General features: G+C 71.5%; 21 protein-coding genes. 11 read left to right on the top strand and 10 right to left on the bottom strand.

The annotated features are described in order from the left end of the window. Positions 1-42 precede the first annotated feature (42 nt). Positions 43-1,002 carry a helix-turn-helix transcriptional regulator gene (locus ASF75_RS08315; protein WP_082509567.1) on the bottom strand — a complete coding sequence of 320 codons (960 nt, stop codon included), beginning with the start codon at positions 1,000-1,002 and terminating at the stop codon, positions 43-45. Between the two features lie 48 nt (positions 1,003-1,050). Beyond that, the gene (locus tag ASF75_RS08310; protein ID WP_056070454.1) at positions 1,051-2,013 is read right to left on the bottom strand and encodes a sugar-binding transcriptional regulator; all 963 of its coding nucleotides are present in this window, start codon (positions 2,011-2,013) and stop codon (positions 1,051-1,053) included. Between the two features lie 192 nt (positions 2,014-2,205). On the opposite strand from ASF75_RS08310, the gene ASF75_RS08305 reads away from it, so the two are divergent. Then, positions 2,206-3,945 carry a glycerol-3-phosphate dehydrogenase/oxidase gene (locus tag ASF75_RS08305; protein WP_017888462.1) on the top strand — a complete coding sequence of 580 codons (1,740 nt, stop codon included), beginning with the start codon at positions 2,206-2,208 and terminating at the stop codon, positions 3,943-3,945. A 92-nt stretch (positions 3,946-4,037) separates the two neighbouring features. Here the strand turns inward: ASF75_RS08305 and ASF75_RS08300 are convergent, their stop codons facing one another. Both ASF75_RS08300 and ykgO read right to left on the bottom strand, forming a co-directional pair. Further along, positions 4,038-4,694 carry a histidine phosphatase family protein gene (locus ASF75_RS08300; protein ID WP_017888461.1) on the bottom strand — a complete coding sequence of 219 codons (657 nt, stop codon included), beginning with the start codon at positions 4,692-4,694 and terminating at the stop codon, positions 4,038-4,040. Positions 4,695-4,722: 28 nt separating this feature from the next. Beyond that, entirely contained in the window at positions 4,723-4,845 is a 123-nt protein-coding gene (gene ykgO, locus ASF75_RS08295; protein WP_017888460.1) for a type B 50S ribosomal protein L36, read from the bottom strand. Positions 4,846-4,890: 45 nt separating this feature from the next. On the opposite strand from ykgO, the gene ASF75_RS08290 reads away from it, so the two are divergent. Next, complete coding sequence (locus ASF75_RS08290) at positions 4,891-5,919, top strand: GTP-binding protein (protein WP_017888459.1); 1,029 nt, start codon at positions 4,891-4,893, stop codon at positions 5,917-5,919. Between the two features lie 218 nt (positions 5,920-6,137). Here the strand turns inward: ASF75_RS08290 and ASF75_RS08285 are convergent, their stop codons facing one another. After that, entirely contained in the window at positions 6,138-7,673 is a 1,536-nt protein-coding gene (locus tag ASF75_RS08285) for an MFS transporter (protein ID WP_042538189.1), read from the bottom strand. Between the two features lie 192 nt (positions 7,674-7,865). On the opposite strand from ASF75_RS08285, the gene ASF75_RS08280 reads away from it, so the two are divergent. Beyond that, on the top strand, positions 7,866-8,102 hold the full coding sequence (locus ASF75_RS08280; protein WP_056070451.1) for a hypothetical protein: 237 nt from the start codon (positions 7,866-7,868) through the stop codon (positions 8,100-8,102). Positions 8,103-8,278: 176 nt separating this feature from the next. Here ASF75_RS08280 and ASF75_RS08275 read toward each other — a convergent pair whose 3' ends face one another. Both ASF75_RS08275 and ASF75_RS08270 read right to left on the bottom strand, forming a co-directional pair. Then, positions 8,279-9,250, bottom strand: a complete 972-nt coding sequence (locus tag ASF75_RS08275; RefSeq protein WP_017888456.1) for a sugar-binding transcriptional regulator — start codon at positions 9,248-9,250, stop codon at positions 8,279-8,281. 53 nt (positions 9,251-9,303) lie between these two features. Beyond that, positions 9,304-10,161: a GolD/DthD family dehydrogenase gene (locus ASF75_RS08270; RefSeq protein WP_056070448.1), complete on the bottom strand. Its 858-nt coding sequence runs from the start codon at positions 10,159-10,161 to the stop codon at positions 9,304-9,306. 107 nt (positions 10,162-10,268) lie between these two features. Here ASF75_RS08270 and ASF75_RS08265 point away from each other — a divergent pair, with 107 nt between their 5' ends. The 4 genes from ASF75_RS08265 (at position 10,269) to ASF75_RS08250 (ending at position 15,061) form a co-directional block, all read left to right on the top strand. Further along, a complete protein-coding gene (locus ASF75_RS08265; protein ID WP_017888454.1) occupies positions 10,269-11,423 on the top strand; it encodes an erythritol/L-threitol dehydrogenase in 1,155 nt (384 codons plus the stop codon). Positions 11,424-11,452: 29 nt separating this feature from the next. Next, positions 11,453-12,769, top strand: coding sequence for an MFS transporter (locus ASF75_RS08260; protein WP_042538194.1), 1,317 nt, complete (start codon positions 11,453-11,455; stop codon positions 12,767-12,769). Positions 12,770-12,842: 73 nt separating this feature from the next. Continuing rightward, the gene (locus ASF75_RS08255; protein ID WP_056070444.1) at positions 12,843-14,582 is read left to right on the top strand and encodes a dihydroxyacetone kinase family protein; all 1,740 of its coding nucleotides are present in this window, start codon (positions 12,843-12,845) and stop codon (positions 14,580-14,582) included. Next, positions 14,579-15,061: a ribose-5-phosphate isomerase gene (locus tag ASF75_RS08250; protein ID WP_017888451.1), complete on the top strand. Its 483-nt coding sequence runs from the start codon at positions 14,579-14,581 to the stop codon at positions 15,059-15,061. The genes ASF75_RS08255 and ASF75_RS08250 overlap by 4 nt, the downstream gene beginning before the upstream one ends. 99 nt (positions 15,062-15,160) lie before the next feature. Here ASF75_RS08250 and ASF75_RS08245 read toward each other — a convergent pair whose 3' ends face one another. Further along, positions 15,161-16,642 carry an FGGY-family carbohydrate kinase gene (locus tag ASF75_RS08245; RefSeq protein WP_056070441.1) on the bottom strand — a complete coding sequence of 494 codons (1,482 nt, stop codon included), beginning with the start codon at positions 16,640-16,642 and terminating at the stop codon, positions 15,161-15,163. Positions 16,643-16,767: 125 nt separating this feature from the next. Here ASF75_RS08245 and ASF75_RS08240 point away from each other — a divergent pair, with 125 nt between their 5' ends. The 3 genes from ASF75_RS08240 to ASF75_RS08230 are packed head-to-tail and all read left to right on the top strand — an operon-like array spanning position 16,768 to position 19,665. Beyond that, complete coding sequence (locus ASF75_RS08240; protein WP_056071044.1) at positions 16,768-17,844, top strand: LolA family protein; 1,077 nt, start codon at positions 16,768-16,770, stop codon at positions 17,842-17,844. After that, a complete protein-coding gene (locus ASF75_RS08235) occupies positions 17,841-18,818 on the top strand; it encodes an ABC transporter ATP-binding protein (RefSeq protein WP_056070439.1) in 978 nt (325 codons plus the stop codon). Before ASF75_RS08240 ends, ASF75_RS08235 begins: the two co-directional genes overlap by 4 nt. Beyond that, a complete protein-coding gene (locus ASF75_RS08230; RefSeq protein WP_017888447.1) occupies positions 18,805-19,665 on the top strand; it encodes an ABC transporter permease in 861 nt (286 codons plus the stop codon). Before ASF75_RS08235 ends, ASF75_RS08230 begins: the two co-directional genes overlap by 14 nt. A gap of 61 nt (positions 19,666-19,726) precedes the next feature. Here the strand turns inward: ASF75_RS08230 and ASF75_RS08225 are convergent, their stop codons facing one another. Together ASF75_RS08225 and ASF75_RS08220 are read right to left on the bottom strand one after the other, a co-directional pair. Then, complete coding sequence (locus ASF75_RS08225) at positions 19,727-20,788, bottom strand: NADP-dependent oxidoreductase (RefSeq protein ID WP_082046853.1); 1,062 nt, start codon at positions 20,786-20,788, stop codon at positions 19,727-19,729. A 198-nt stretch (positions 20,789-20,986) separates the two neighbouring features. After that, positions 20,987-21,913: a metallophosphoesterase gene (locus ASF75_RS08220; RefSeq protein ID WP_056071042.1), complete on the bottom strand. Its 927-nt coding sequence runs from the start codon at positions 21,911-21,913 to the stop codon at positions 20,987-20,989. A gap of 226 nt (positions 21,914-22,139) precedes the next feature. On the opposite strand from ASF75_RS08220, the gene ASF75_RS08215 reads away from it, so the two are divergent. Continuing rightward, on the top strand, positions 22,140-23,333 hold the full coding sequence (locus tag ASF75_RS08215; protein ID WP_056071039.1) for an alpha-hydroxy acid oxidase: 1,194 nt from the start codon (positions 22,140-22,142) through the stop codon (positions 23,331-23,333). Positions 23,334-23,579: the final 246 nt, after the last annotated feature.

Below are 23,579 nucleotides of genomic sequence, written 5' to 3'. Positions count from 1 at the left end.
CGTGTCACGAGATTCGGCGGAACCGTCCGCAGCAGCAGTCGGTCAGTGCCCGCGCAGCGACTCGCTCGGCAGCTCACCGAAGCGGCTGCGGTAGGTCGCCGAGAAGCGACCGAGGTGCCCGAAGCCCCACGTCCGCGCGATCTCGGCCACGGTCGTCTCGTGCAGCGCACCGCCGACCAGGTCCGTCCGGGCGCCGTCGAGCCGCACGCCGCGCAGGAGTTCCCCCGGCGTCTGGTCGAGGTGCCGACGGAGCGACTGCTGCAACCCGCGGGGGCTGAGGCCGGCCGCCGCCGCGATGTCCGGCGTGCCGATCGCTTCACGCGCGTGCTCGTGCACGAACTCGAGCGCCCGGCCCAGGCGGTCGTGCTCGGGGCCGCTGCCGGACACCGACGCACGCCACTTGTTGCGCCGCGGGAACGCACGGATCGCCGCGGTCGCGAACGCCTCGGCGATGTCGTGCTGGACCATCGGGCTCATGGCCTGTTCGACGTCGAGCCAGACGGCCGAGTACTTCCGCACCACCGATCGCCACAGCGCGATGCCGTCGGCGGTCGGGCGGCGCATCGGTTCGAACGCGAAGTCGTCGTCACCGGCGACGGCACGGACGAAGTCGCGGTCGAGCTGCACCAGGTTCAGGGCGATGTCGTGGTGGTGCAGGGCGTACGGCTCGGCGAACGGCAGCACGACCGGCACCCCGGCCTGGAGCTCGAACGTCTCGCCGCCCGTGGTGATCCGGCTCGAACCGCTGCGCAGCCACGCGACCAGGAACTCGTCGTCGACCTGGCTCTCGCTGCGCAGGTCGACCATGAACCGCGACGAGCGCAGGGACATCCGCTCGTCACCGACGCCCGCGAAGTCCCAGTGGGCGTTCTCGTGGGTGCGCCGGACGACGGGAGCACGGAAGTCGTAGTCGCCCGTGAAGAACGCGAGGGCCTGGTCGACGTCACTGCCGACCATCCGCCGGAAGTACCGCGGCCCGGGCCGTTCGAGAGAAAGCACCATGCACCAGAACGTAGGACGGACCACCGACAAACTGCGTCAGATCCCGACTCAGGGCTGCAGGATCGCCTGCCCCACGCTCTCGTCGAGGATCAGGTCCGTGATCAGCCCGGCGGCCAGCGCACCCCGCAGCGACGCCGCCTTCGACCGCCCGGCGACGACGCAGACCCGCCGGGGCGCGCGCTTGATCGTGTCGAGGTCGGGTGCGCCGGCCCGTGCGTTCACGCCGATGTCCTTCCACGAGCCGTCGGACCGGTAGAACACCGTCGAGACGTCCCCGACGACCCCCGCGTGCGTGAGCTCGTCGCGGTCCTCGGGGTCCAGGTACCCGCCGGAGTAGACGTGCGAGGGGACCGGGGCCTGCGGGGCGCCGACACCGAACACGACGAGGTCCATCCGCTCGTGCAGGTCGAGCACGCGGCGGATCGAGCGCTCGCGGAACAGCGCCTCCTTCGTTGCGGGGTCGTCGAAGAACGCCGGCACCGGGAACTGCTGCACGAACGCCCCGTACGCCTCGCCGAACCGCCGCAGGATCTCGGACGCGTAGACGATGCCGGTGGTGCGGGTGTTCGCGGCGCCGTTGATCTGCACGATCGTCGAGCCGTGGGTGGTCTTCGGCACCAGGTACCGGCTGACCGCGCTCACGGTCGAACCCCACGAGATCCCGATCACCATGTTCGACTCGACGTACTGCGTCAGGATCCGGGCGGCGGACAGTGCGACCCGCTCGAGCCGGTCCACGTCGCTCGTGTGGTCCGGCACCGGGACGACGTGCGCGTGTACCCCGAAGCGGGATCGGATGCTCCGGCTCAGCGCGGCGGCCTGGTCCAGGGGCGACCGGATCTGGATGTCGACGAGCCCGGTGTCCCTGGCGTACTTCAGCAGCCGCGACACCGACGAGCGCGAGGTGCTGAGTTCGTCGGCGATCGCGTCCATCGTCAGGTCCTGCAGGTAGTACAGGTGGGCGGCGCGCAGCGCCTGCTGCGTGCGCATGGGCTGAGCCGCGTCACTCATGGTGCTCCGATCTGTCGAACGCAACCATGCACGGACGTGCAGGGCCTCTGCAACCCCGGCCGCGCCTCCAGACCGCCGTGTCGGGCCTGGACGACACGTGTGCTGCACGTTCGTGCACGCGAGTTGCCCGCCCTGTCGAACGAGCGCACGATCGATCCTGACCCCACGAACAGACGAAGGAAGCGACGAACCATGTCGAAGAAGACACAGCCCCGGAACACGGTGACCGCCCTCACCGAGCGCCCGAACGCGCAGGTCCTCGTCGTCGGCGGCGGCATCAACGGCATCGCGACGTTCCGTGACCTCGCACTCCAGGGCGTCGACGTCGCCCTGGTCGAGCGTGGCGACTACGCCTCCGGCGCCTCCGCGGCCTCGAGCCACATGATCCACGGCGGCATCCGCTACCTCGAGAACGGCGAGTTCCGCCTGGTGCGCGAGAGCGTGCAGGAGCGCAACGGCCTGATCCGCATCGCCCCGCACTACGTCAAGCCGCTGCAGACGACCATGCCGATCTTCTCGACGTTCTCCGGCATCATGAACGCCCCGCTGCGCATGCTGACGCACAAGCAGCGCTCCACCAAGGAGCGCGGCGCGATGCTCATCAAGATCGGCATGACGATCTACGACTCCTTCTCGCGCGACGGCGGCTCCGTCCCGAAGCACGTCTTCCGCACCAAGAAGGCGGCGCTCGAGGACATGCCGGCCCTCAACAAGGACCTGAAGTACACGGGCACCTACTACGACGCGAGCGTGCACGAGCCCGAGCGCCTGGCCCTCGACGTCCTCAAGGACGGCCTGGCCGCGGGAGCCGACAAGGCACGCGCCGTCAACTACGTCGAGGCAGCCGGCACCCGCGACGGCGGCGTCCTGCTGCGCGACCGCGAGACCGGCGACGAGTTCGTCTTCACGGCCGACGTCGTGATCAACGCCTCCGGCCCCTGGACCGACCTGACGAACGAGGCGTTCGGCGGCGAGACGAAGTTCATGGGCGGCACGAAGGGCTCGCACATCGTCGTCCACAACGACGAGCTGCTCGAAGCCACCAAGGGCCGCGAGCTGTTCTTCGAGAACGACGACGGCCGCATCGTCCTCATCTACCCGCTCAAGGGCCGGGTGCTCATCGGCACGACCGACATCGACGCCGACCCCGCGAAGCCGGTCACGACGACCGACGAGGAGATCGACTACTTCTTCGGGCTCGTCAAGCACGTGTTCCCGCAGATCGAGGTCACCCGCGACCACATCGTCTACAGCTACTCCGGCATCCGCCCGCTCCCCCGCCACGAGGACACCGCCCCCGGCTTCGTGTCGCGTGACTACCGGATCGTGGACACCCAGATCGCCGGCCTGCCGAAGTCGACCGTGCTGTCGCTCGTCGGCGGCAAGTGGACGACGTTCCGTGCCCTCGCTGCACACCTGTCCACCGAGGCGACGACCAAGCTCGGCATGAGCCGCAAGGTCGACACCACCGGCATGCCGATCGGCGGTGGCAAGGAGTTCCCGACCACCGACGCCCAGCGCGCCCTGTGGATCAAGTCGCACCGCGACGGCCTGGACGAGTCCCTGGTCGAGGGGCTGCTCGAGCGCTACGGCACCCGTGCCGCCGAGGTCGTGGACGTCCTGACCGACGGCCCGGTGGAGCCGCTCGAGTCCGACCCGTCGCTCACCCGCGCCGAGGTCGCCTACTTCGCCCGCCACGAGCAGGCCGTGCACCTGGTGGACGTCGTCCTGCGCCGCACGAACCTGGCGTTCGTCGGTGGGGTCACGATCGACCTGCTCGACGAGCTGGCCGACGTGCTCGCCGGTGCGCTCGGCTGGACGACCGAGGAGCGCGCGGACGAGGTCCAGCGCACGCTCGACGTCCTGCGCGAGTCGCACGGCGTGATCGTGCCGCTGACGTCCGCTTCGGCGCCGACGTCGCAGCTCGCGTAGTCGACGCCCCGACGGACGGACGGGAGGCCCGGTACCAGCTGGTACCGGGCCTCCCGTCCGTTCGGGGTCGCGTTGGCGGCCCGCTGGTCGCGTCAGAAACGCTCGCCGGTGGGGTCGAGCGCCGTGCGGTCGATGAGCTGGTCGCCGCCGACGGGCTCGCCTTCCCAGTCGACCAGGCGCCAGCCGTCGGCGAACGAGCCCTCGAGTTCGACGATGCCGGTGTTCTCCAGGTGGCGCTTTGTGCCGAAGTGGTCGGGGGTGTTCTGCGCAGCTGCGCTCGCCCACGTGCGGATCGCGGCACCGTGACTGACGGCGGCGGCCACCGCCACCCCGGTGGCCTCGATCTGGCGGACGGCATCGTCGTAGCGCTCGAAGAACTCGACGCCGCTCTCGGCGCCGGGCATCCGAGTCGTCCGGTCACCGCCGGACCAGCCGTGCACGGTGGAGATGTAGGTCTGCACGGACACCGTGTCGCTCTTGCCCTGGGTGTCGCCCGCCTCGATCTCGCGGAGGCCCGGCAGCACCACGGGCTCGAGGCCGAGCGAGGCCGCCAGGGGTGCCGCCGTGACCTGCGTGCGGACCATCGACGACACGAACAACCGCTCGATCCCACGGTCGGCGAGCGCTGCGGGCAGGGCGTCGGCCTGCTGCTGCCCGAGCTCGGTCAGTCCTGGTCCGGGCACCACGGCATCGAGGATGCCGTGCACGTTCGCGGGGGTCTGGCCGTGGCGGATGAGCAGCAGTCGCATGCCGCCACCCTACGGACCGCCGCTGACGTCAGCCCTGCCGGGTGTTCCAGCGGGGGTTCTTCTTGTTGATGACGTAGACGCGGCCGCGGCGCCGGACGACCTGGGAGCCGGGGATCTTCTTGAGCGCCTTGAGGGAGTTGCGGACCTTCACGACGAGCCTCCTTGTTGATAACGGTTTTCAGTTACAGTAGCCCACATGCGTGCTGCTGCCATCACCCTCGTCACCGCCCTGCACCAGGTCGACGCCGACCGCGTCGCCGCCCGGATCTCCGACGGGCACCGGATGCACGTCGCCGGGAGCGCCTTCGCCACCGCCCGTGCCGTGGCGGACCGCGCCGACCAGCTCGACCGGCTCTGCGGGCCCGAGGCCGACCACGGGCTCGTCGTCACCCTGCACCCGGGGGCCGATGCCCGCGCCGTCGGCATGCTGCTCGCCAACGCGGCACGGTCCGAGACCGGCGACGACCGGGTGCTCCGGCACGTCGTCGGGGTGCTGCGGGCCGACGACGTCGCACACCTGCTCTGGTCGGACGTCGACGACGCCTTCGTGGCCGCGGACCGGATGGCGGCACTCGTCGAGTACGCGACGGTGATCGCCCTCGACCGCATCGAACCGCTGTCCGGCCGTCGGCGTCGGGCGCTCGTGTCCCTGCTGCACCGGATGGCGCCCCAGGCCGTGATCGTCGCCCTGCCCGCGATCCGGAGCGCCGCCGACCTGCCGGCCTCGAACGGCGGCGCGGCACGGGTGCTCGCCACCGGCGCCGGCTGGATGCGCGCACTGTCGAGCGGCGCGGACACCGGGCGCGACGCCCGCGACGCCCTGGTCTCGATGCGCTACCGGGAGCCGCTGCCGTTCCACCCCGGGCGACTGTCGTCCGTCATCGCCGAGGACCTGTCCGCCGGGGTGAACGGTCGCGTGCTGCGGTCGCGGGGGTTCTTCCGCCTGGCATCGCGGCCGGACCACGTCGGCTCGTGGTCGAGCTTCGGGTCGATGCTCGCGCTCGACCCCACCGCGAACCCGTCGTGGGACGCCGATGCCCCGATCGGGCAGGCGCTGTGGTTCGTCGGCGAGCAGCTCGACGTCCGGGCGATCGAGCGGGCCCTCGACGGGGCGCTGCTCACGCCGTCGGAGCTGCTCGCCGGGCCGGACGTGTGGCGCAGCTGGGCGGACCCGTTCCCGGAGTGGCCCGCGGTGGACCCGGCGTCAGAGCACCGGCACGAGTGAGGGCGCGCGTGGGCACGCACACGTCTCGCGACAGAGCACGAGTCGATCGCCGCGTGCATCGTCGTCTCATGCGCACACATCCGCTGCGTGCGCAGGTTGCGACAGAGCACGAGTCGATCGCCGCGTGCATCGTCGCAGCGCACGCACGCACGGGAGGCGCGGTGCGGGTCGGACCCGCACCGCGCCTCCCGTCCGTGGTCACGTCGAGAGCCGCAGCGTCAACGCGCCGGTGACGCCTCACGCGCAGCGGCGGCCTCGCGCGCAGCGGCAGCCGCGGCGTCCTGCGCGGCGAACGGCAGGTCGCCGAGGTCCAGGTGCGGGTTCGTGTCCTGGGTGAGCACGAGCTCCTTCGCCTCGTCCTCGGTCTCCACGGCCGGCATCGAGCCGGGCAGCGGGCGCTGCGAGGACTCCTTCATGCAGAAGACACCGATCGCGCCGACGACGCTCATCGCCATCAGGAAGTACGCCGGGGCGAGCTCGTCACCCGTCGCGGTGAGCAGCGCCTGCACGATCAGGGGGGTGGTCCCGCCGAACACCGCGATCGCGATGTTGTAGGCGAAGCCCATGCCGCCGTACCGCGTCGACGTCGGGAACAGCGCCGGCAGCGACGCGGCCTGGTTCGACACCCACAGCGCGGTCATCAGCGCGAGCAGCCCGAGGCCGGCGAGCGTCGACCACTGCGCCCCGTGCCCGATCAGCATGAAGGCCGGCACGACGAGCACGACCGTGGTGGCCGCACCGATCCACATCACGACACGGCGGCCGAGGCGGTCGGAGAGCTTGCCGGTCAGCGGGAGCATCACCGCGAGCAGCAGGAGCACCGGGATCGTCAGCAGGGTGCCGTCGATGGCGGAGTAGCCGAGCGAGTCGGTCAGGTACGTCGGCATGTACGAGGTCAGGGCGTAGCCCACGGTGTTCGACGCGGCGACGAGCATGATCGCGATGACGATCGGGCGCCAGTGCTGGCGGACCATCGCGACGACGTTGGCCGGACGCTCACCGTCGAAGGACGCACGGGACTCGCTCGCGGCCTCCTGCGCGGCCTGGGTCGCCTGGAACACCGGCGACTCCTCGATGCGCAGACGGAAGTAGATGGCCACGACACCGATCACACCGGCCGCCAGGAACGGGAAGCGCCAGCCGTAGGCGGTCATCGCCTCGTCGCCCAGGGTGATCTGCAGCACCGACACGACGGTTGCACCGAGCGCGAAGCCCAGGTAGCTGCCGAAGTCGAGGATGCTCGCGAAGAAGCCGCGACGGCGGTCCGGGGCGTACTCGGTGACGAAGGTCGTGGCCCCGGCGTACTCGCCACCGGTCGAGAAGCCCTGCGCGAGCTTCAGCACGACGAGCAGGATCGGACCGAAGACGCCGATGGTGGCGTACGCGGGCAGCGCACCGATCAGGAACGTCGACGCCGCCATCATGATCAGCGTCGTCGCGAGCACCTTCTGGCGGCCGATCTTGTCGCCCAGGCGTCCGAACACGATGCCGCCCAGGGGCCGTGCGATGTACGTCGCCGCGAAGACACCGAGGCTGAACAGGATCTGCACCGAGGGTTCGGCCGTCGGCAGGAAGACCTTCCCCATCGTGACGGCCAGGTAGCCGTACACGCCGACGTCGTACCACTCCATGGTGTTGCCGACGACCATGCCGCTGACGGCTCGTCGCATCATGCTCTTGTCGACCACGGTGACGTCGCTCTCACGCAGCCGTCGGTGTGGTCGGGTGTTGGTACTGCTGGGGTCGGAACCCATGCCTTGCTCCTCGAGAAGATCGGTGGGCCGTCGGGTACCGGCCCAGAACAGCGAGCGACGTTACCGAGCAACCGAAATGTCATTGGCCGGGGATTCTCAGGAACCGGCGTGTCACCCGGACGGGGGTCACGCCCGATCCGCACCAGCTCGCGGAAGGACGGAACTGAGTAACGACGCCGTAACATCGGGCCCGTGGCGATCGAACCCGAGACGAAGAGCTGGACGTGGGTCATCGAGACCGCGTGCCCCGAGTGCGGCTACGACGGCAGCGCCGTGACGATCCGCGACGTGCCGGGCATCATCGACGACAACACCGCAGGGTGGCCCGAGGTCCTCGGACGCGACGACGTCCGGGACCGCCCGGACGACCACACGTGGTCACCGCTCGAGTACGGCGCCCACGTGCGGGACGTGCGCCGCACGCGCTAGACGTGGAGACCACCGGTCGGGAGGCGCGGTGCGGCCCGCCCCGCGCCTCCCGGCCGCAGGCGGTCGCCCCCGGAACCGGGCGTCCCTGCCGGAACCGGGCGTACCTGCCACGAACAAACGACCAGGGATGCCCGGAAGCACCATCCATCGCGCGCGTGATGGGAAGGAACGGTCACTCAGGCGAGTGCGTCGAGCACCGCACGTGCCGTCGCGGCGTCCGTCACCAGCTCGTTGACCAGCCCGCCCCGCACCGCGGCGACGATGCTCGTGACCTTCGCACTGCCCACGGCCACCCCGACGGCGTGCGGAACGGTCGACAGGACCTCGCGCGAGGTCCGCACCATCCGGTCGCTGCCGGGGAACTCGATCGCCGAGCCGTCGGCCGCGTAGAAGTTCAGGCAGACGTCACCGGCGGCCCGGTCGAACGCGGCGTCCTCGACCGGGATGCCCCGGGCCAGCGCGTCGCGGGTGTGGGTCGGCGCACCGATGCCGAGGATCGCGCCCTTCGCCCGGCTCCAGAGTCCGACGACGTGCTGGAACGCCGGGTCCTCGTCGAGGGTGGACCGCATCGCCGGGGACGGCAGCGCCTGGGCGAACAGGAACGCCGGGATCGCGCCGGAGTGCTCCGCGGCCGTCCGGGTGATCTCGTTCGTCTGGAACCACGGCATCGGGTCGGCCTGCCCACCCACGGTCGGCACGAGCTGGACGCCGGGCATGGTCGGCATGCCCGATCGTGCGACGTCGTACACGGTGCGACCGGACGACATCAGGACGGCGTCGCCGGGGACGAGTCCCATGCCCTCGACCGCGGCGGCCAGCGGTGCGGCCAGGTCGGCGCCGAGCGTCGCGGCGTGGGTGACCGCAGCGAGGTGCACCGCGCGGAGCCCGAGCACGACCTGCAGGCGTTCGGCGAGCGCCACGGTCTCGTCCTGGAACGGGTCGACGACCTCGATGCGGACGAGTCCGGCCTTGCGGGCCTCGGCCACGAGCCGCGAGACGGTCGGGCGCGAGACCCCGAGGCGCGAGGCGATCTCGACCTGGGTGGCGTCCTCGAGGTAGTACATCCGCGCCGCCTGGTAGACGGTGTCCAGCGGGAACCGGGTCCGCGACGAGTCGGGACCGGGGCCGGCAGTGCTCTCGGACGACATGGAGCGGGACCCTTCGACTCGATCGGACACCGCGATCGTAGTCCGAGCACGGCTCAGCGGATCGTGAACCCGCCGTCCACACGGAGGTCCGCGCCGTTCACCATCGCGCTCGACTCCCCCGCCAGGAACAGCACGGCCGCGGCGATCTCGTCGGGGGTCGCGAAGCGGCCGGTGGGGATCTCGTCCTGGTGCCGGATGCCGTTCTCGTTCGCCCAGGCAGCACGGCCGAGGTCGGTCAGGACGACGGTCGGCGACACGGTGTTCACGGTGACGCCGCGTCCGCCCCACTCGAGCGCAAGTACCGTCGTCAGGCCGATGACGCCGGCCTTCGACGCGCAGTAGGCGGCGTGCCCGTCGATGCCGACGTGGGCCGCCTGCGACGCGATGTTCACGATCCGCCCGTACCCGGCGTCGAGCATGTGCCGGCCGACGGCCTGCGCCACGCGGAACGTGCCGGTCAGGTTGACGTCGATGGTCTTCGCCCAGGTGTCGGCTGCCAGGTCCTCGGCCGGGGCGAGGGCCGCGATGCCGGCGCAGTTCACCAGCACGTCGACGCCGCCGAAGTGCCGGACGACGTCCGCCACGGTGCGGGTCACCGAGTCGGCGTCGGTCACGTCGCAGGCGAACCCGGCGTGGAGGCTCGTGGCCGCGTCCGCCCCGTCGGCGGCGGTGTCCGGTGCGGCCGTCGACGGCACGGCGGACGTGGGCAGGTCGGCCGCGGCCGACGTGGCACCGTCGGCCCGGACGTCGACGATGGCGACGCGGGCGCCCCGTGCCGCCAGGGCCCGGGCGATCGCGTTGCCGATGCCGGACGCCCCGCCGGTGACCACCGCCGTGCGGCCGCTGAAGTCGTTGGTCAGGTCGATCGTGTCGGGGCCCGGTCGGAGGGCCGCGGCGAAGTCCGTCGTCATGTTCGCTCCCTTGCGTTCGGTGCCGAACGTACCAGAAATTGTGTTCTGGACAAACGTTCTCGAAGGTGTACAGTCATCGCCGAAGCCACCCAACGGAGGAACAGCTCATGTCGACGACGACCGAGAACGCGGCCACGACCGCCCCCACCACGATCCCCACGACGATGCGCGCCGTCGTCGTCCACGGCCCCGGTGACTACCGGCTCGAGGAGCGTCCGGTGCCGACGCCCGGCCCCGGGGAACTCCTGCTCCGCACCGACGCCGTCGGCATCTGTGCGAGCGACCTGAAGTGCTACCACGGCGCCGCGAAGTTCTGGGGCGACGAGAACCGTGCGGCCTGGGCCGAGCGCGACCGCATCCCCGGGCACGAGTTCGTCGGCACGATCGTCGCCGGCGACGACGCCGCCCTGGCCAAGCGCGGCGTCGACCTCGGCGACCGGATCGCCTGCGAGCAGATCGTGCCGTGCTGGGAGTGCCGCTACTGCCTCGAGGGCGCGTACTGGATGTGCAACGTGCACGACATGTTCGGCTTCAAGGGCTACGACGGCGCGATGGCCGAGTACGTCCTCGTGCCCGCCAAGGCACTGACCCACCCGGTGTCGAAGGCCCTGCCCGGCCAGGTCGCCGCGTTCTCCGAGCCGCTGTCGTGCGCCTTCCACGCCGTCGAGCGCGGTGACATCAAGTTCGGCGACACCGTGGTGATCGCCGGCGCCGGCCCGATCGGCCTCTCCGCCATCGCCGGTGCGCGGCAGAAGAACCCGCTCCGGATCATCGCGCTCGACGTGGTCGAGGCGAAGCTCGAGCTGGCCCGCAAGGTCGGTGCCGACCTGACGATCAACATCGCCCAGGAGGACGCGGTCGCCCGGGTCAAGGAGCTCACCGACGGCTACGGGGCCGACGTCTACATCGAGGCGACCGGGCACCCGTCCGCGGTGCCGCAGGGACTGAACCTGCTCCGCAAGCTCGGGACCTTCGTCGAGTACTCGGTGTTCAAGGACGACGTGTCCGTGGACTGGTCGATCATCTCCGACGACAAGGAGCTCGACGTCCGCGGCGCCCACCTCGGCCCGCACACCTGGCCGGCGGCGATCAAGCTGCTCGAGGCCGAGACCCTGCCGATGTCGGAGATCTGCACGCACCAGTTCCCGCTCGAGCAGTTCCAGGAGGCGCTCGACCTGGTCGGCGACTCAGCCGGTGCCAGCGTCAAGGTGTCGATCATCCCGTCCCTGACCGCCCCCACCACGGCCGCGCCGCAGGCCTGACCGACTCCACCAGCAGGGAGAGAACGAGCATGTCAGCGACGACATCACGCGCCACCGGCGCCCGCACGACCACCCCCCGCGCCGAGGGCCGCCTGGACCGGATGGGCATCCCCCGTCCGCTCGCCCTCGGGTTCGTCGCCGTCCTGGTCTTCATGACCGGGAACGGCGTCGAGTCGAACTTCATCACGCCGCACATGGTGGCCGTGCTCGGCAGCCCCGAGGCCACCGTGGCGACGATCGTCACGTTCTACAGCCTGGCCGCACTGATCGGCAGCTACGTCTCGGGCGCCCTGTCCGACCTGGTCGGGCCACGCCGGGTGATGATCCTCGGCTTCGCCGTCTGGGTCGTGTTCGAGGTCCTGTTCCTGCTGGCACTCGGCGCCGGCAGCGTCCCGTTCGCCGCCGTCACGTACGCGTTGCGTGGCTTCGGGTACCCGCTGTTCGCCTTCGCGTTCCTGGTCTGGGTGAACATCACCACCCCGGTCGAACGGAACGGCTCCGCGGTCGGCTGGTTCTACGTCGCCTTCACGGGTGGTCTGCCGACCCTCGGCTCGCTGTTCGCGATCGGTGCGATCCCGGTGTTCGGCGGCGGGACCGTCGGCGAGACCGGGGCCATGGTCGCCTCGATCGCCCTCGTCGTGATCGGGTTCCTCATCATGCTGTTCGGCGTCCGGCTGCCGAACGGGTTCACGCGCATCGCCCCCGCCGGTGAGAGCGCCTGGCAGGTGCTGACGAGCGGCATCCGCCTGACGGTCACGCGGCCGAAGATCCTGATGGGCTTCCTCGTCCGACTCATCAACACCGCACCCGAGTTCGGCATGTTCGTCGTCCTGCCCGCCGTGATCGCGAACGAGCGCGGCTGGGGCCAGAGCCGCTGGCTGCTCATGACGGTCTGCGTCTACGCCACGAACATCCTGGTCAACGCCCTGTTCGGCTGGGTCGGCGACAAGATCGGCTGGCAGCGCACCGTCAAGTGGTTCGGCATCGTCGGCTCCGCCCTCGGGCTCATCGCCTGGTGGTACGTGCCGCAGCTCGTCCCCGCCGGTTCGGACTGGGGCTACGTGCTCTCCGTCGTCGCCGGCTGCGTGTTCGGCTGCCTGCTCGCCGGGTTCGTGCCGATGGGCGCGATCATGCCGGCGCTCGCTCCCGAGCACAAGGGCGCCGCCATGGCGATGTACACCACGGCCGCCGGCGGTGCCGCGTTCCTCGGCACCGGTGTCGTCGCCGCGGTCTTCGCCCTGGGCGGCGGTGGCCAGGCCGCCACGTGGACGTTCGTCGGCCTGTACGCCTGCGCGTTCGTGATGATCCACTTCCTCAAGGTCCCGCAGGGCGACCGAGGACACTGAGATCCGGGCGACGACGGTCGTCCCGTCGTCGCCCGGTGCACCACCCCACCACCACCTCCGGAGGACCCGCACCATGACCACGATCCACGACGACCCGGACGAGTTCGCCGAAGACCAACTGAGCGGCTGGCTCGCGCTCTACGCCGACCGGGTCCGCGGCGTCCACGGCGGCGTCGTGACCCTGACCACCGAGGGGGCCGCACCGCAGGTCGCCGTCGTCGTCGGGGGTGGCTCCGGCCACTACCCCGCGTTCTGCGGCGTCGTCGGCCCGGGCTTCGCCACCGGCGCCGTCGTCGGCAACGTCTTCACCTCGCCGTCGACCGCGCAGGTCTACTCGGTCGCCAAGGCCGCCGACCAGGGCCGCGGTGTCGTGCTGTCGTTCGGCAACTACGCCGGTGACACCATGAACTTCGGGCTCGCGGCCGAGCGGCTGCGTGCCGAGGGCATCGACACCCGCATCGTCGTGGTCACCGACGACATCGCCAGTGCCGACGACGAGACGAAGCGCCGCGGCATCGCCGGTGACTTCTCCGTCTTCAAGGCGATGGGCGCCGCCGCTGCCGAGGGCGCCGACCTCGACGAGGTCGAACGGATCGGCCGGGCGTCGAACGCCGCCACCCGCACCATCGGCGTCGCGTTCTCCGGCTGCACCATGCCCGGCGCGACCGAACCGCTGTTCACCGTCCCCGACGGCCACCTCGGCCTGGGGCTCGGCATCCACGGCGAGCCGGGCATCCAGGACGTCCCGCTGCTCCGTGCGACGGACCTGGCGTCGCTGCTCGCCGAACGACTGCTCGCCGACCGCCCCGCGACGGCCGGCACCCGGGTCGCCCCGATCCTCAACGGGCTCGGTGACACCAAGTACGAGGAGCTCTTCCTGCTCTGGGGCCGGGTGCTGCCGCTGCTGCAGGACGCCGGGCTCGAGGTCGTCGAACCCGAGGTCGGCGAACTCGTCACGAGCCTCGACATGGGCGGCTGCTCGCTGACGCTGCAGTGGCTCGACGACGAACTCGAACGGCTCTGGCGCGCCGACGCCTACACGCCCGCGTACCGCAAGGTGGCGGCACCGGTCGCGGCGCTGGTGCCGGCCGATGCGGTGGACGCCGCCGAGGACGAGGCGACGGTCGTGCCGGAGGCGACCGATGCCTCCCGGCAGGCCGCGCAGACGGCGCGAGCCGCCGTCGAGGCGATGGACGCGCTCCTGCGCGAGCACGAGGAGACGCTCGGCCGCATCGACGCGGTCGCCGGGGACGGCGACCACGGCCGCGGCATGGTCAAGGGGATCGGTGCGGCGCGCAAGGCGGTCGACGGGCTCGGCCCGGAGGCCGGGGTCGCCTTCGTCCTCGGACGCGCCGGTGATGCGTGGGCCGCGTTCGCGGGCGGCACCTCCGGTGTCCTGTGGGGCGCCGCACTCGAGGCGTTCGGCCGCTCCCTCGGCGACGACCGCGAGTCGTACCAGGCAGCCGACGTCGTCGACGCGGCGCAGGCCTTCGCCGACTCGATCGTCCACCTGGGCGGGGCGTCGCGCGGTGACAAGACACTGCTCGACGCACTGCTGCCGTTCGTGGAGCAGTTGCGTTCCTCGGTCGAAGCTGGTCAGCCACTCGCCGGAGCGTGGCAAGCTGCAGCGGAAGTCGCTCGGGACGAGGCCGACAAGACCGCCGACCTCACGCCGAAGGTCGGACGGGCCAGGCCGCTGGCCGAGAAGAGCCTGGGGACACCCGACGCGGGTGCCACCTCGATGGGGATGATCCTCACGCGGATCGGCGAGGTCCTCGCCGCCCGTGCTGACAAGGAAGGAACACACGCATGACGTACCGTCTCGTGATCGGGTCCGACGACGCCGGGTTCGACTACAAGGAGATCATCAAGGCCGACCTGCTCGCCGACGACCGGGTGTCGGACGTCACCGACGTCGGCGTCGACGCGGACGGCCACACCGCCTACCCCCACGTCGCCGTGGACGCTGCGCGCCTGGTGGCGAACGGCGAGGCCGACCGGGCGATCCTGATCTGCGGCACCGGCCTCGGTGTGGCGATCAGCGCCAACAAGGTGCCGGGCATCCGTGCCGTCACCGCGCACGATTCGTACAGCGTGGAGCGCTCGATCCTGTCGAACGACGCCCAGGTGCTCTGCATGGGGCAGCGCGTCGTCGGCGTCGAGCTCGCCCGTCGGCTGGCGAAGGAGTGGCTCGGCTACGAGTTCGACCGTTCCAGTGCCAGCGCTTCGAAGGTGCAGGCGATCTGCGAGTACGACGGCAGCGCTCCCGCCGGGGTCGACGCGCAGGCGTAGGCAGGGTTCCGCACGACACCGGTGTTCGCGCACTGAACACGCCCATTCGGGTGTTCGGCACGCGAACACCGGTGTTCCGCGGAGCGGCGCCGCCGCCGATCAGCCCCGCGCGGCCAAGCGGTGCACGACGGCCTTCGTCGCCTCGTACAGGTCGCGGTAGTCGCGGTACCCCGCCTCGTACGCCGCCGTCGCCTCGGGGTCCGGCTCGATCACCGTCGCCGGCGGGTTCCACGCACCGATGTCCACGGTGTCGCCCGGCCCCGCGACGAGTTCGGCCGCCAGGAACGCCGAGCCGAAGCACGCACCGATCGTCACGCTCGGCACCGTCTGCCGCAGCCCGGTGACGTCCGACACGATCGTGGGCCACAGCCGTCCGAGCAGCCCGCCGCCAGCCCCGACGAGTTCGCGGACCTCGACCCCCGCGTCGCCGAGGGCCTCGAGGTGGTGCCGTACCGCGTACGCCGTCGCCTCGAGCGTCGCCCGGTAGATGTCGCCGCGCGTGTGCCGGACTGTCAACCCCGCGAGCACGCCGCGAGCGTCCGGGTCGGCGATCGGCGTCCGTTCCCCCGCGAAGTACGGCAGCATCAGCAGCCCGTTCGCCCCGATGCCGGAGCACCGCGCTTCCTCGAGCATGGTCGACCACTCGCCGTCGACCAGCCGTCGCAGCCAGTCCGTGATCGCCCCGGAGGTCGCCATCCCACCGGACACGCTCGGCTGCCCCGGGTGCGTGCCGACGGTCGTCCACATGCCCGGCACCGACGTGGGTTCGGCCGTCGGCACGATCATGAACATCGTGGTGCCGTACTGCAGGAACATCCGGCCCGGCACGGACTCGCCGACGCTCACGCCCTCGGCCCAGGCGTCGATGGTCCCGGCCGTCACGGGGATGCCGGCCGGGAGGCCCGTGGCCGCGGCCGCCTCGGGCGTCACGACGCCCGCCTGGTCGCCGGACCACAGCAGGCGCGGCATCGCGAGACCGGGTGCCAGTCGGTCGCACCACTCCGGGATCCAGGCGTTCGCGTGCACGTCGTAGAGGGGTGTCGTCTGACTGGCCGAGTGGTGGTCGAGGACGTACTCCCCCGTCAGCCGTTCGACCACGCGGGACGACGGCATCGTGAACCGGGCGGCCCGCGCCCAGACGTCGGGTTCGTGCCGCGCGAGCCAGGCGAGCTTCACGCCGGCGGCCTGCGTGCTCAGGGCGGACCCGCAGCGGGCGCGGATCGCCCCCTCGCCGCCGAGCTCCGCCGTGACGTCGTCGAGCAGCGTCGCCGTCCGGGTGTCGATGCCGTACAGGATCGCCGGACCGAGCGGCGAACCGTCGACGTCGGTCAGCAGCGCGCACGGTCCGATGCCGCTCACGCCGACCGCCTGCACCTCGACGTCGGGCACACGGTCGAGCAGGGAGCGGGTGAGCGACGTGAACTCCTCCCACCAGACGTCGGAGTCCATCTCGACCAGGCCCTGCTCGGGGCGGTCGACCTCGTGGCGACGGCTCACCTCGGCGAGCACGGTGCCGTCGAACCGGGCCAGCAACGCCTTCGTGCTCGACGTCCCGATGTCCAGACCGAGCACCGCGCGCATGCCGCCTCCTTCGCCGCCACACGACCGCCGCCGGTCGCCCCACGAGTCTACGAGCGACGCCCAGCTGCCTGTCGGGGGCCGGACGTACGGTACCCACGACTCGAATGCTCCACGAGGGGAACCCGATGAAGAAGTCAGCCTGGCTGCCAGCCGTCATCGCACCGGTCGTCGTCGCCGGCGCCGTGGCCGCGCCGATGATCGCGAACGCCGCGAACGACCCGATCGCGGGGACGAACCCCACTGCGGCGGCCGTCATCGCCAGCATCGCGAAGTCGTCGGACGCCCAGTACTCGGGCAAGCTCTCGCAGACGAGCGCGCTCGGGCTCCCCGAACTGCCCACCGGGTCCGGCGGCTCCTCGGTGGAAGGCGACGCCTCCGACGTGCTCGGACTCCTCACCGCGTCGCACACCGCCCGTGTCTACGTCGACGGCCCCGACAAGCAGCGCGTCCAGCTGACGCAGCAGCTCGCCGAGCAGGACGTCGTCCGGAACGGCTCCGACGTCTGGACCTGGGACTCGAAGGAGCGCACCGCCACGCACGTGACGCTGCCGAGCGACACCGCGAAGGACCCGCAGGACGGCACGGCGACCCCGGCCGACATCGCGGAGCAGGCCATCGACGCCATCACCCCGACCACCACCGTGTCGAAGCCGACCCAGGTCAGCGTCGCCGGCCACGACGCCTGGCAGATCACCCTGACCCCGAAGTCGTCCGACACCCTCGTCGGAGCCGTCCGGTTGGCCGTCGACCAGCAGACCGGGCTCCCGCTCCGTGCGAGCGTCCAGGCCGCCGGCGCGGACCAGCCCGCGGTGCAGGTCGGGTTCACCAGCCTCGACTACGGCGCCCCGGCAGCCCGGCTCTTCGACTTCACCCCGCCGTCGAACGCGAAGGTGACGGAGAAGGACCTGTCCGACGCCGGCACCCACACGAAGGGCGAGCACGGCGACCGCCGTGGCACCCCGAGCGGTGACGAGCCGACCTTCACGGGCACGGGCTGGGGCACCATCGCCGAGCTCCCCACGGGCACCGCCGACCAGTCCGGGCTCGACGGGGACGCCTCGGGCCTGCTCGACCAGCTGACGAAGCCCGTCGACGGCGGCCGCGCGGTGCAGACGTCGCTCGTGTCGGTCTACCTGACCGACGACGGCCGCGTCTTCGCGGGCGCCGTGCCGGTGGCCTCCCTGGTCGACGCCGCGAAGTGAGCACGGACGACCGCCAGGTGAGCACGGCCGGGCCGGCGCCCGACCTGGCGATCCGCACCACGGGCCTCCAGAAGGTGTTCCGCAAGCAGCGCGCGGTCGACGGCATCGACCTGGCGGTGCCGCGCGGCGCGGTGTTCGGGTTCCTCGGGCCGAACGGTTCCGGCAAGACCACCACCATCCGGATGCTGCTCGGTCTGTCGAGCGCGAGCGGCGGCACCATCGAACTGCTCGGTGAACCGATGCCGAAGGCGCTGCACGACGTCCTGCCCCGCGTCGGCGCGCTCGTCGAGGGGCCGGCCTTCTACCCGTACCTGTCCGGTCGGGCGAACCTGCAGCGCTTCGACGCGGCCGACCCCACGTCCGACCCGCGCACCCGCAAGGCCCGCGTCGCCCGTGCCCTCGACCGCGTCGGGCTGACCCACGCCGCCGACAAGAAGGCGCACGCGTACTCCCTCGGCATGAAGCAGCGGCTCGGCCTGGCGAACGCCCTGCTGTCGCCGCGTGACCTGCTGGTGCTCGACGAGCCGACCAACGGCCTCGACCCGCAGGGCACGCGCGAGGTCCGCAACCTGATCCGGTCCCTGGCCGACGACGGCACGACGGTGTTCGTGTCGAGCCACCTGCTGGCCGAGATCGAACAGGTCTGCACGCACGCGGCCGTCATGCGGACGGGCAAGATCGTCGCGCAGGGCCCCCTCGACGAGCTGCGCGCAGCCGGCGCCCGGACCGTGACCGTGCGGACGCCCGACGTCGGCCAGGCCGGCACCGTCCTCACGCGGCTCGGGCTGACTCCTCGGCACGACGGCGGGGCCGACGTGCTCGTGGCCGACCTGCCGAACGAGCTGCTGCCCGAGACAATCACCGCCGAACTCGTGCGCGCCGACGTCCGGGTCCGTGGCCTGGACGTCGGCGGTGGCACCCTCGAGGACCTGTTCGTCGCACTCACCGGAGAGGGATTCGATGTCGCAGCCTGACGTGGCCGTGCGGGAGGTGCCCGTGCGCCGTCGGCAGCGCACGTTCGCACTGCTCGGTTCGGAGCTCGCGCTGGTGTTCCGGCGACGCCGCACCTGGGCGATGCTCGGAGCGCTGGCGCTCGTGCCGATCCTGATCGCGGTCGCCGTGCGGCTGACCACCGACGGCGACGACGGCGGGCCGGCGTTCCTCGGCGACATCACCAACAACGGGCTGTTCGTGGCGTTCACCGCGCTGACCGTGTCGATCCCGCTGTTCCTGCCGCTCACCGTGGGTGTGGTGGCCGGGGACACCGTCGCGGGCGAGGCCAGCCACGGCACGATCCGCTACCTGCTCGTCGCACCGACCGGCCGGGTGCGGTTCGTCCTGGTGAAGTTCGTCGGCGCCGTCGCGTTCTGCCTGGCCGCCACGCTGCTGGTCGTGCTGGTCGGCGCCGCGATCGGTGCCGTGCTGTTCCCGATCGGGCCGGTCACGCTGCTGTCCGGCACGCAGGTCGACGGCTGGTCGTACGCCGGCCGGGCCCTGCTGCTCGCGCTGTACGTCGCGATGTCGATGCTCGGGCTCGTGGCGATCGGCATGTTCGCCTCGACCCTGACGAACGTGCCGGTCGGGGCGATGGCGGCGACGGTCGTGCTCGCCGGGGCGTCGCAGGTGCTCGACCAGCTCCCCCAGCTCGACTGGCTGCACCCGTACCTGTTCTCGCACCAGTGGCTCGGCTTCGGCGACCTGCTGCGCGACCCGATCTCGTTCGACTCGTTCGGGTCGAACGCGGTGCTGCAGCTCGGGTACGTCGTGGTGTTCGGAGCGCTGGCGTACAGCCGGTTCGCCTCGAAGGACATCCTGAGCTGACGCGGACGGGGCCCGGCACGAAGGTGCCGGGCCCCGGCAACGCTCAGCTCGCTCAGCTCGCTCAGCTCGCGGGCGAGGCCGATCCGCCGGCCATCGTCTCCGTTTCGGTCCCCCGCGCGTCGGCGTACCGGTCGCGCAGGTCACGCGCCTTCTCGGAGCGGTACCAGTCGAGCCGCGCCCCGGTCTCCACGGTCTGCATCCCGATGACGACCTTGCCGCGGGACTTCATCTCGGCCAGGTCCTCGTACGCCTCGACGATGTACTCGAACGGGTAGAAGCCCGAGATCAGGACCTGCACGCGACGGTCCTGCACGGCCTTCGCCAGCAGGGTCAGCAGCTCGCGGGTCTCCTCGTCCTCGGCGGGCGCGCGGAGGAACCGGACCTCGATGTCCCGGCGTTCCTCGGACGACACGAACCGCTCCTGCCCGACGCCGAGGCGCTCGGCCAGCAGCTCGGCGTTGCTCTCGCCGTGGTTGTCGATGAACGCGGTGATGGGCCGTCCGTCGGCGATGTCGCGGATGCGGTCCTCCTCGCCCTCGCCGTACGCGACGGGCAGCGTCCCGATCTGTCGCAGGTAGTCGTGGTTGCGCGGGCTGCCCAGGGCGATCACGGTCGCGCCGGCGTCGTGCGCCAACTGGCACTCGATGTGCCCGACGCCACCCGCCGCGGCCGAGATGACGACGGTGTCCTGCGGTCCGAGCCGCAGCGACCGGACGATCGACACCGCCGTGCAGCCCGCCAGGTACAGGCCGCCGGCGACCTCCCACCCGACGTGCTCCGGCTTCTTGATGACGGCGCCGCGCGGCACCGCGATCCAGGTGGCGTGGGCGCCGCCGGTCGGCGCGTGCCCCATCACCTCGTCGCCGATGCGCAGGTCCTTCACGCCGTCGCCACGCGCGCGGACGATGCCGGCGAAGTCGACGCCCTGGTGTGCGGGGAACTCGAGGTCGACGTGGTCGCGGAGCTTCCCCTCGCGCAGGAACCGCTCGATGTGGTTCAGGCCCGCGGCCACGATCTCGACGACGATCTCGCCCGGACCTGCCGTGGGCTTCTCCTGGGGGACGAGCTCGACGACGTCGAAGTCTCCGTACCGGTCGTACTGCACTGCACTGCCGACTCGCATGGGTGCTCCTTCGCTCAGGTGTGCGTCCGTGCTACTCGGTGTTCCCGCATGCAACCCGAAGACGCGGGGTACCGCGGCTGTGGACGCGACCAGACGACGGACGGGAGGCCCGTGGCGGCCCCGCCACGGGCCTCCCGTCCGTCCTGACGCGCGTGCACCGCTCGCAACGGCCGGGCGCGGCGCCTGCTGGCGCTCGGATCAGTGCTTGCCGGCGGCCGCGATGACGGACCGGACCGTCTCGGCGTCGAGGTGGAAGGCCTGCGGGTCGGCGGCCCCGCGCGGTACGCGGACCGGTGTGGACCAGACCGAGCCGTCCGCGGCGACGTCGACGACGAGTGCGCCGCTGTCGACGACGGCGGACTCTTCGTCGTAGGGGCCGACGACGTCGGTGTCGTTCGCGACGCCGGGGGCGACGAGGACCGGGACGCCGGCGAGCGACCCGGCGAAGTGGTGGTGGTAGTGGCCGCCGAGGACGACGCGGACGTCGGAACCGCGGATGACGTCGGCGAGCGCCTCGGGGTTCTGCAGGCGGAGTGCCTCGTGCAGCTCGGTCGGGGCGGGCAGCGGTGGGTGGTGCAGCACGACGACGGTGCCGTGCGGGGCGTCGGTTGCGCCGTCCGCGTCGGCGAGGGCCGTGCGCAGGTGCTCGAGCGCCGTGTCGCTGAGCTCGCCGTACCCGGCACCCGGCACGCTCGTGTCGACGGTCACGATCCGGCAACCGGCCACGACCGACTGCCCGGAGACCGGGACCGTCGGCGGCAGGTACTCCATGGTGTGCACGAGCGCCGCGCCGCCCTCGCCCAGGACGTGCCCGTTGGTCAGGACCTGACGGAAGCCCTCGCGCAGGTCGTGGTTGCCGGGTACCGCGACGAGGGCTGCACCGTGCCGTTGCGCCCAGCCGCCGACGCGGTCCCGCACGGTGGCGTAGGACTCGGGACTGCCGTCCTCGGAGACGTCGCCGGAGACCACCACCAGCCCGATGCCGGGGACGTCGTCGACGTGGGCGAGCAGCCGTTCGAGCGCGACCGTGGTGTCGACCGCGCCCTGGTGCAGGGCCCCGTCGCCGGTCAGGTGGGTGTCGGAGAGGTGGAGGATGCGGAGGGTCCCGGCTGCTGGCGGCTGCATGCGTCCACGGTAGCCACGGCCCCCGTCAGTCCGGTGCGGCGGCCACGGCAGATCGTCTCTGCCCTCGATCGATCCGGAGACGTAGGATGTCTGCATGACCTCGACGGACGACCAGCACCGGATCGACCCCGCCACCGGGGCACCGGCACCCGCGACCGGACCTGCGTCCGCCGCTCGCACGCGGGTCAAGCGGCAGCTGCCGACGGTGCGGGACCTCGCGCCGCTCATGCAGTTCAAGAAGCCGTCGCTGCCGGGTCGGCGTCAGCGCCTCGAACAGGCCTTGACGATCTGGGACCTGCGGGACATCGCCGCCCGCCGTACCCCGAAGGCCGCGTTCGACTACACCGAGGGCGCGGCCGATGCGGAGATCTCGCTCGCCCGTGCGCGGCAGGCGTTCGAGGACATCGAGTTCACCCCGGCGATCCTGCGGGACGTGTCGAAGGTGGACACCTCGCGTCAGGTGCTCGGGGCGCCGGTGTCGTACCCGTTCGGCATCGCGCCGACGGGCTTCACGCGGATGATGCAGACCGAGGGCGAGCGGGCCGGAGCCCGGGGGGCCGGGCGAGCGGGCATCCCGTTCTCGCTGTCCACGATGGGCACCACCGCGATCGAGGACGTCCGCGACGCCAACCCGCACGGCCGCAACTGGTTCCAGCTGTACATGTGGAAGGACCGCGAGAAGTCGATGGCGCTGGTCTCCCGGGCCCAGCAGGCCGGGTTCGACACGCTCCTGGTCACCGTGGACGTCCCCGTCGCGGGTGCGCGGCTGCGGGACAAGCGGAACGGGTTCTCGATCCCGCCGCAGTTGAGCGCTCGGACCGTGGTGAACGCCATCCCGCGGCCGTGGTGGTGGTTCGACTTCCTGACCACCGAGCCGCTGGCGTTCGCGTCGCTCGACCGCTGGTCCGGCACCGTCGGCGAGCTCCTCGACCACATGTTCGACCCGACGGTCACCTACGAGGACCTCGCCTGGATCCGCGACCAGTGGCAGGGCAAGGTCGTCGTCAAGGGCGTGCAGTCCCTGGCGGACGCGAAGCGCCTCGCCGACCTGGGGGTCGACGGGATCACGCTGTCGAACCACGGCGGCCGGCAGCTCGACCGCGCCCCGGTGCCCTTCCACCTGCTGCCCTCCGTGGTCAAGGAAGTCGGCAACGACACCGAGGTGCACCTCGACACGGGCATCATGTCCGGCGCCGACATCGTCGCCGCCGTGGCCCTCGGCGCGACGTTCACGATGGTCGGCCGTGCCTACCTGTACGGGCTGATGGCCGGCGGCGAGGCCGGGGTGGACCGGATGATCCAGATCCTGTCCGAGCAGATCGAGCGGACCATGCGGCTGCTCGGGGTGGCATCGCTCGACGAGCTCGAGCCGGGACACGTGACGCAGCTGCAGCGCCTGCAGCCGATCCCCCGGGCCTGATCGCGCGTTCGACTGCGGCCACCGGATGTTCGTCGGTCGATTTCCGTGACACCCCCCGAACGGGTCACAGATGATGCAAGATGTGCGTGGACGCCTCAACGAAACCCTCGGCACCCGGCCGGCTGGTGCGTCCGTCCCTCCCCGCATCCTGCGCCCGAGCATCCACGAGGAGCCCGACATCTCGACCCGAAGCACGTGCACGCCGCCGCGCGGCACGACCCCACGACACCCGTCCACTTCCCGGTC

Origin of the sequence: Curtobacterium sp. Leaf154 (assembly GCF_001424595.1) — a bacterium.
In the GTDB taxonomy this organism is placed as follows: Bacteria; Actinomycetota; Actinomycetes; order Actinomycetales; family Microbacteriaceae; genus Curtobacterium; species Curtobacterium poinsettiae.
This window is presented reverse-complemented; position numbering and strand designations above follow the sequence as displayed.

Bases quoted from the DNA above. Each gene is read 5' to 3' on its own strand.
- ASF75_RS08315 (WP_082509567.1), bottom strand. From the start codon at position 1,002: ATGGTGCTTTCTCTCGAACGGCCCGGGCCGCGGTACTTCCGGCGGATG.
- ASF75_RS08310 (WP_056070454.1), bottom strand. From the start codon at position 2,013: ATGAGTGACGCGGCTCAGCCCATGCGCACGCAGCAGGCGCTGCGCGCC.
- ASF75_RS08305 (WP_017888462.1), top strand. From the start codon at position 2,206: ATGTCGAAGAAGACACAGCCCCGGAACACGGTGACCGCCCTCACCGAG.
- ASF75_RS08300 (WP_017888461.1), bottom strand. From the start codon at position 4,694: ATGCGACTGCTGCTCATCCGCCACGGCCAGACCCCCGCGAACGTGCAC.
- ASF75_RS08290 (WP_017888459.1), top strand. From the start codon at position 4,891: ATGCGTGCTGCTGCCATCACCCTCGTCACCGCCCTGCACCAGGTCGAC.
- ASF75_RS08285 (WP_042538189.1), bottom strand. From the start codon at position 7,673: ATGGGTTCCGACCCCAGCAGTACCAACACCCGACCACACCGACGGCTG.
- ASF75_RS08275 (WP_017888456.1), bottom strand. From the start codon at position 9,250: ATGTCGTCCGAGAGCACTGCCGGCCCCGGTCCCGACTCGTCGCGGACC.
- ASF75_RS08270 (WP_056070448.1), bottom strand. From the start codon at position 10,161: ATGACGACGGACTTCGCCGCGGCCCTCCGACCGGGCCCCGACACGATC.
- ASF75_RS08265 (WP_017888454.1), top strand. From the start codon at position 10,269: ATGTCGACGACGACCGAGAACGCGGCCACGACCGCCCCCACCACGATC.
- ASF75_RS08260 (WP_042538194.1), top strand. From the start codon at position 11,453: ATGTCAGCGACGACATCACGCGCCACCGGCGCCCGCACGACCACCCCC.
- ASF75_RS08255 (WP_056070444.1), top strand. From the start codon at position 12,843: ATGACCACGATCCACGACGACCCGGACGAGTTCGCCGAAGACCAACTG.
- ASF75_RS08250 (WP_017888451.1), top strand. From the start codon at position 14,579: ATGACGTACCGTCTCGTGATCGGGTCCGACGACGCCGGGTTCGACTAC.
- ASF75_RS08245 (WP_056070441.1), bottom strand. From the start codon at position 16,642: ATGCGCGCGGTGCTCGGTCTGGACATCGGGACGTCGAGCACGAAGGCG.
- ASF75_RS08240 (WP_056071044.1), top strand. From the start codon at position 16,768: ATGAAGAAGTCAGCCTGGCTGCCAGCCGTCATCGCACCGGTCGTCGTC.
- ASF75_RS08230 (WP_017888447.1), top strand. From the start codon at position 18,805: ATGTCGCAGCCTGACGTGGCCGTGCGGGAGGTGCCCGTGCGCCGTCGG.
- ASF75_RS08225 (WP_082046853.1), bottom strand. From the start codon at position 20,788: ATGCGAGTCGGCAGTGCAGTGCAGTACGACCGGTACGGAGACTTCGAC.
- ASF75_RS08220 (WP_056071042.1), bottom strand. From the start codon at position 21,913: ATGCAGCCGCCAGCAGCCGGGACCCTCCGCATCCTCCACCTCTCCGAC.
- ASF75_RS08215 (WP_056071039.1), top strand. From the start codon at position 22,140: ATGCAGTTCAAGAAGCCGTCGCTGCCGGGTCGGCGTCAGCGCCTCGAA.